The 2,745-nt window shown below is 56.9% G+C and carries 6 protein-coding genes; 2 read left to right on the top strand and 4 right to left on the bottom strand.

What is annotated here, in order from left to right; all coding sequences use genetic code 11:
• Positions 1 to 347 precede the first annotated feature (347 nt).
• Positions 348 to 686, top strand: coding sequence for a type II toxin-antitoxin system RelE/ParE family toxin (locus tag B7L72_RS14050; RefSeq protein WP_081195716.1), 339 nt, complete (start codon positions 348 to 350; stop codon positions 684 to 686).
• Positions 683 to 964 carry a helix-turn-helix domain-containing protein gene (locus tag B7L72_RS14045; protein ID WP_081195095.1) on the top strand — a complete coding sequence of 94 codons (282 nt, stop codon included), beginning with the start codon at positions 683 to 685 and terminating at the stop codon, positions 962 to 964. The genes B7L72_RS14050 and B7L72_RS14045 overlap by 4 nt, the downstream gene beginning before the upstream one ends.
• 128 nt (positions 965 to 1,092) lie before the next feature.
• Here the strand turns inward: B7L72_RS14045 and B7L72_RS14040 are convergent, their stop codons facing one another.
• From B7L72_RS14040 to B7L72_RS18345, 4 genes are all read right to left on the bottom strand, one after another.
• Positions 1,093 to 1,686: a hypothetical protein gene (locus B7L72_RS14040; RefSeq protein ID WP_081195093.1), complete on the bottom strand. Its 594-nt coding sequence runs from the start codon at positions 1,684 to 1,686 to the stop codon at positions 1,093 to 1,095.
• A gap of 141 nt (positions 1,687 to 1,827) precedes the next feature.
• The gene (locus tag B7L72_RS14035) at positions 1,828 to 2,037 is read right to left on the bottom strand and encodes a hypothetical protein (protein WP_081195091.1); all 210 of its coding nucleotides are present in this window, start codon (positions 2,035 to 2,037) and stop codon (positions 1,828 to 1,830) included.
• A 6-nt stretch (positions 2,038 to 2,043) separates the two neighbouring features.
• Positions 2,044 to 2,397, bottom strand: coding sequence for a hypothetical protein (locus tag B7L72_RS14030; protein WP_081195089.1), 354 nt, complete (start codon positions 2,395 to 2,397; stop codon positions 2,044 to 2,046).
• A gap of 248 nt (positions 2,398 to 2,645) precedes the next feature.
• Positions 2,646 to 2,720, bottom strand: coding sequence for a hypothetical protein (locus B7L72_RS18345; RefSeq protein ID WP_446718577.1), 75 nt, complete (start codon positions 2,718 to 2,720; stop codon positions 2,646 to 2,648).
• Positions 2,721 to 2,745 lie beyond the last annotated feature (25 nt).

The raw sequence follows: 2,745 nt of genomic DNA, 5'->3' as shown, positions 1-2,745 counted from the left end.
GAAATCAGAACGCTCCGGCAAGAACCTGAACCAAGAGAGCCATCCGCTATGGGTGAAAGCCTATCCACCTGTCTGCTAGATCAATCAATGCCGTCAAACAGACAGAGCACTCGACGCGACCTTGCCTTCTACATGACCGCCGTCGCTCGTCTAGGTGGCTACTTGGATCGATCAAACGATCCTCCACCAGGAACAACCGTCCTCTGGAGAGGCTTCATCCGCTTAGCGGATCTCGTTGAAGGGTTTCAAGCTGCAAATCCGAGCGCATCACCGACTTGTGGGTAATTGAAAGGTTGGTGGACCGCTTACGACATTGCGAGCTATACAGAACTTTGTATAATTACAGCATGTCAGAACACAAACCCCTAAATTTCCGAGGTAGCGCTCTCGCCGACCTCCGAGCGTTCCCAGCAACTGTCCGACAGGAAGTGGGATACCAGCTCGACAAGGTGCAACGGGGGCTCGAGCCGAAAGACTGGAAGCCAATGGCCACCGTGGGCCAAGGCGTGCGGGAAATTCGCATCAGAGACGCTAACGGGGCATTCCGGGTGATCTACGTCGCCAAGCTCGCCGAGGCTGTCTATGTCCTGCACTGCTTCCAGAAGAAAACCCAGAAGACGAGCAAGGCGGATCTCGACTTGGCCGAAGCCAGATATCGCGCCTTGCTGAGCGAGGTGAAACAATGAGCAATGAGACATTCGACAGTGTATGGGACGCCATCGAGGACACTGCCGCCGAAGCGGAAAACATGAAGCTTCGCTCCGGCCTGATGATGGCACTTGAGCAGCACATTACCCAACAGGGCTGGACCCAAGGCGAAGCCGCGAAGCAGCTGGGCGTCACTCAACCCAGGGTGTCCGACCTGATGCGCGGAAAAATCCACCTGTTTAGTCTCGATACGCTGGTGAACATGGTGGTCGCAGCGGGGCTGCATGTCGAAATGCGAGTACTCGACGCTGCCTGACACTCCCCGCCCGCCGCGCTTCGCGCTTTGGGCGGGGAGTGTCAGTTCGCCAAACCGATGCCTAGAGACGCGGTCATCGCCCTGCCAGACCAACTTCCCTGCTCCTCAATATGAGCGTACCCCCAAGGCTAAACCCTCGCCCGCCCTTGAATCACCGCCTCGAACCCAGCGGGGGTAATCGGTTGCTTCTCGGCATCCAACGCGGTGCCCCCCAACTTGGCCAGTTTTTTGGAAAGCGACACCAGCTTGGCCAGCTGCAGCTTGCTGGGAGCCAGCATGCGCTGGGTCTTGGCAATCTTGATGCTGACGCCCTTCACCGGCGGATGACCGGCCTGGGATTCCGTCAAGGGTGGCAACTGGCCCGACCCCAGCGCGTTTTCGATCAGAATCGGCGTGCGAGAAGAATCCCCCGCCACGGCAAAGGTCTTGGTGCGCTGTTCATACACCGCACCTGCCGAACTCAATACCGCACTCAAGCGGTCGTTCAGCGCAGGCGACGGCTCCTCGAACAGCACCTTTACCTCCCAGGCCGCACTTTCCTCATTCAGCAAGGCCGGGCCTTCTGGCGCCACGACGGGCGGCGCCCCACCCAGCGCCCCGACTGCCACCGGCACCGCGCTTGCCCGCCGTACCAGCATCATGTACCCCGCCACACACCCGCAAGTCACGCTCAACCAAAGCGCACCAATCGCCACCACCAACACCAACGTTTGGGTATCCATCGCCCTGTTCTCGTTTTGTTAGCCAAGCACCAAACTGCTTACCAGAACAGACCATAGTTCAGGGCAGGCGGTTTGCAAGCTAACATTTGGTCTAGGGGGTGGCGTTTATTTCAAGGAAAGAGCAGCACCAGAACGCGGTGGCTAATTGAGGCCTTCTTCTACCTTCAGCATGGCCAGCGTATGGGCACGCTGCTGTTTGACGGCGGTATCCAGAATATCCAGCAGCGCCTGGTAATCTTTCGGCTGTGCTTCCTCCAGGCCGTGCTTTTCGACGTTTGCCAGCGTTTGGCGAGTATCATGTATCAGTGCTTCCAGGGCCAGAATCACTCGTTCGTGCTCGTCCGCCGTCATTACGTATCACTCCCCTTTCTGCAGCTGCTGCAACCGCTCATATAATTGCCGGGCGCTGGCAATGGCCGTGGCTTCGTAAGCATCCAGGGTCAATAGCTGGTCGTTGGCAGGGTTCTGCATCGCTGCATCCAGCACAGTCTGGTAGCGCTTTAGCAAATGTGCCAGGTTCAAGCGGATCATGGTGAGTTCAAGCTGGAACTCCGCCTGTAGTCGGGTTATTCGATTGATATCCGCAGGCACGTCCTCGCTTGTGGCAATGGCCCCCATAGTCAGCGCAACGCGCTTTTCAACGGCATTTAATTTGGGGATCAGCTCATTGACTACGTATAGCGCAGAGATGGTGGTGGAATTTGATGTCACAAGACTCCCAAAGCGGTGCTCGGATAAAAATAGAGCACCATTTTATCACGCACTTAGCTTGGTCTAAGGCTGAATTAACCCTTGGCAGATCAGGTATATCCTAGCGTACTTTTGGTGTTAGCGCGCTACTTGCAAGGAAGCGCCCCCAAGAGCAAGCCTGCCTGCTTGCACCACTCCGGCGCGTACATGGTCACGGCTCCCCTCGTTAACCAAGCTATCTTCTCGGCATCCACATCCATACATCTCATTTAGTGCCCCACATCGGCCAGGCATGCCGCCGTGACGAGGCCTACGTAGCCGCTGCCAAATACAGAAATATTCATACTCTGCCCTTCCCGGTCACATCAT

This window comes from Halomonas sp. BC1 (assembly GCF_002078135.1).
Lineage (GTDB): Bacteria > Pseudomonadota > Gammaproteobacteria > Pseudomonadales > Halomonadaceae > Vreelandella > Vreelandella stevensii.
Note: the sequence above shows the minus strand (reverse complement) of the source record. Positions and strands in the feature narration are given on the sequence as shown.

Excerpts from the sequence above, each read along its gene's own strand:
- B7L72_RS14035 (WP_081195091.1), bottom strand. The coding sequence starts at position 2,037 with ATGACGGCGGACGAGCACGAACGAGTGATTCTGGCCCTGGAAGCACTG.
- B7L72_RS14045 (WP_081195095.1), top strand. The coding sequence starts at position 683 with ATGAGCAATGAGACATTCGACAGTGTATGGGACGCCATCGAGGACACT.
- B7L72_RS14050 (WP_081195716.1), top strand. The coding sequence starts at position 348 with ATGTCAGAACACAAACCCCTAAATTTCCGAGGTAGCGCTCTCGCCGAC.
- B7L72_RS14040 (WP_081195093.1), bottom strand. The coding sequence starts at position 1,686 with ATGGATACCCAAACGTTGGTGTTGGTGGTGGCGATTGGTGCGCTTTGG.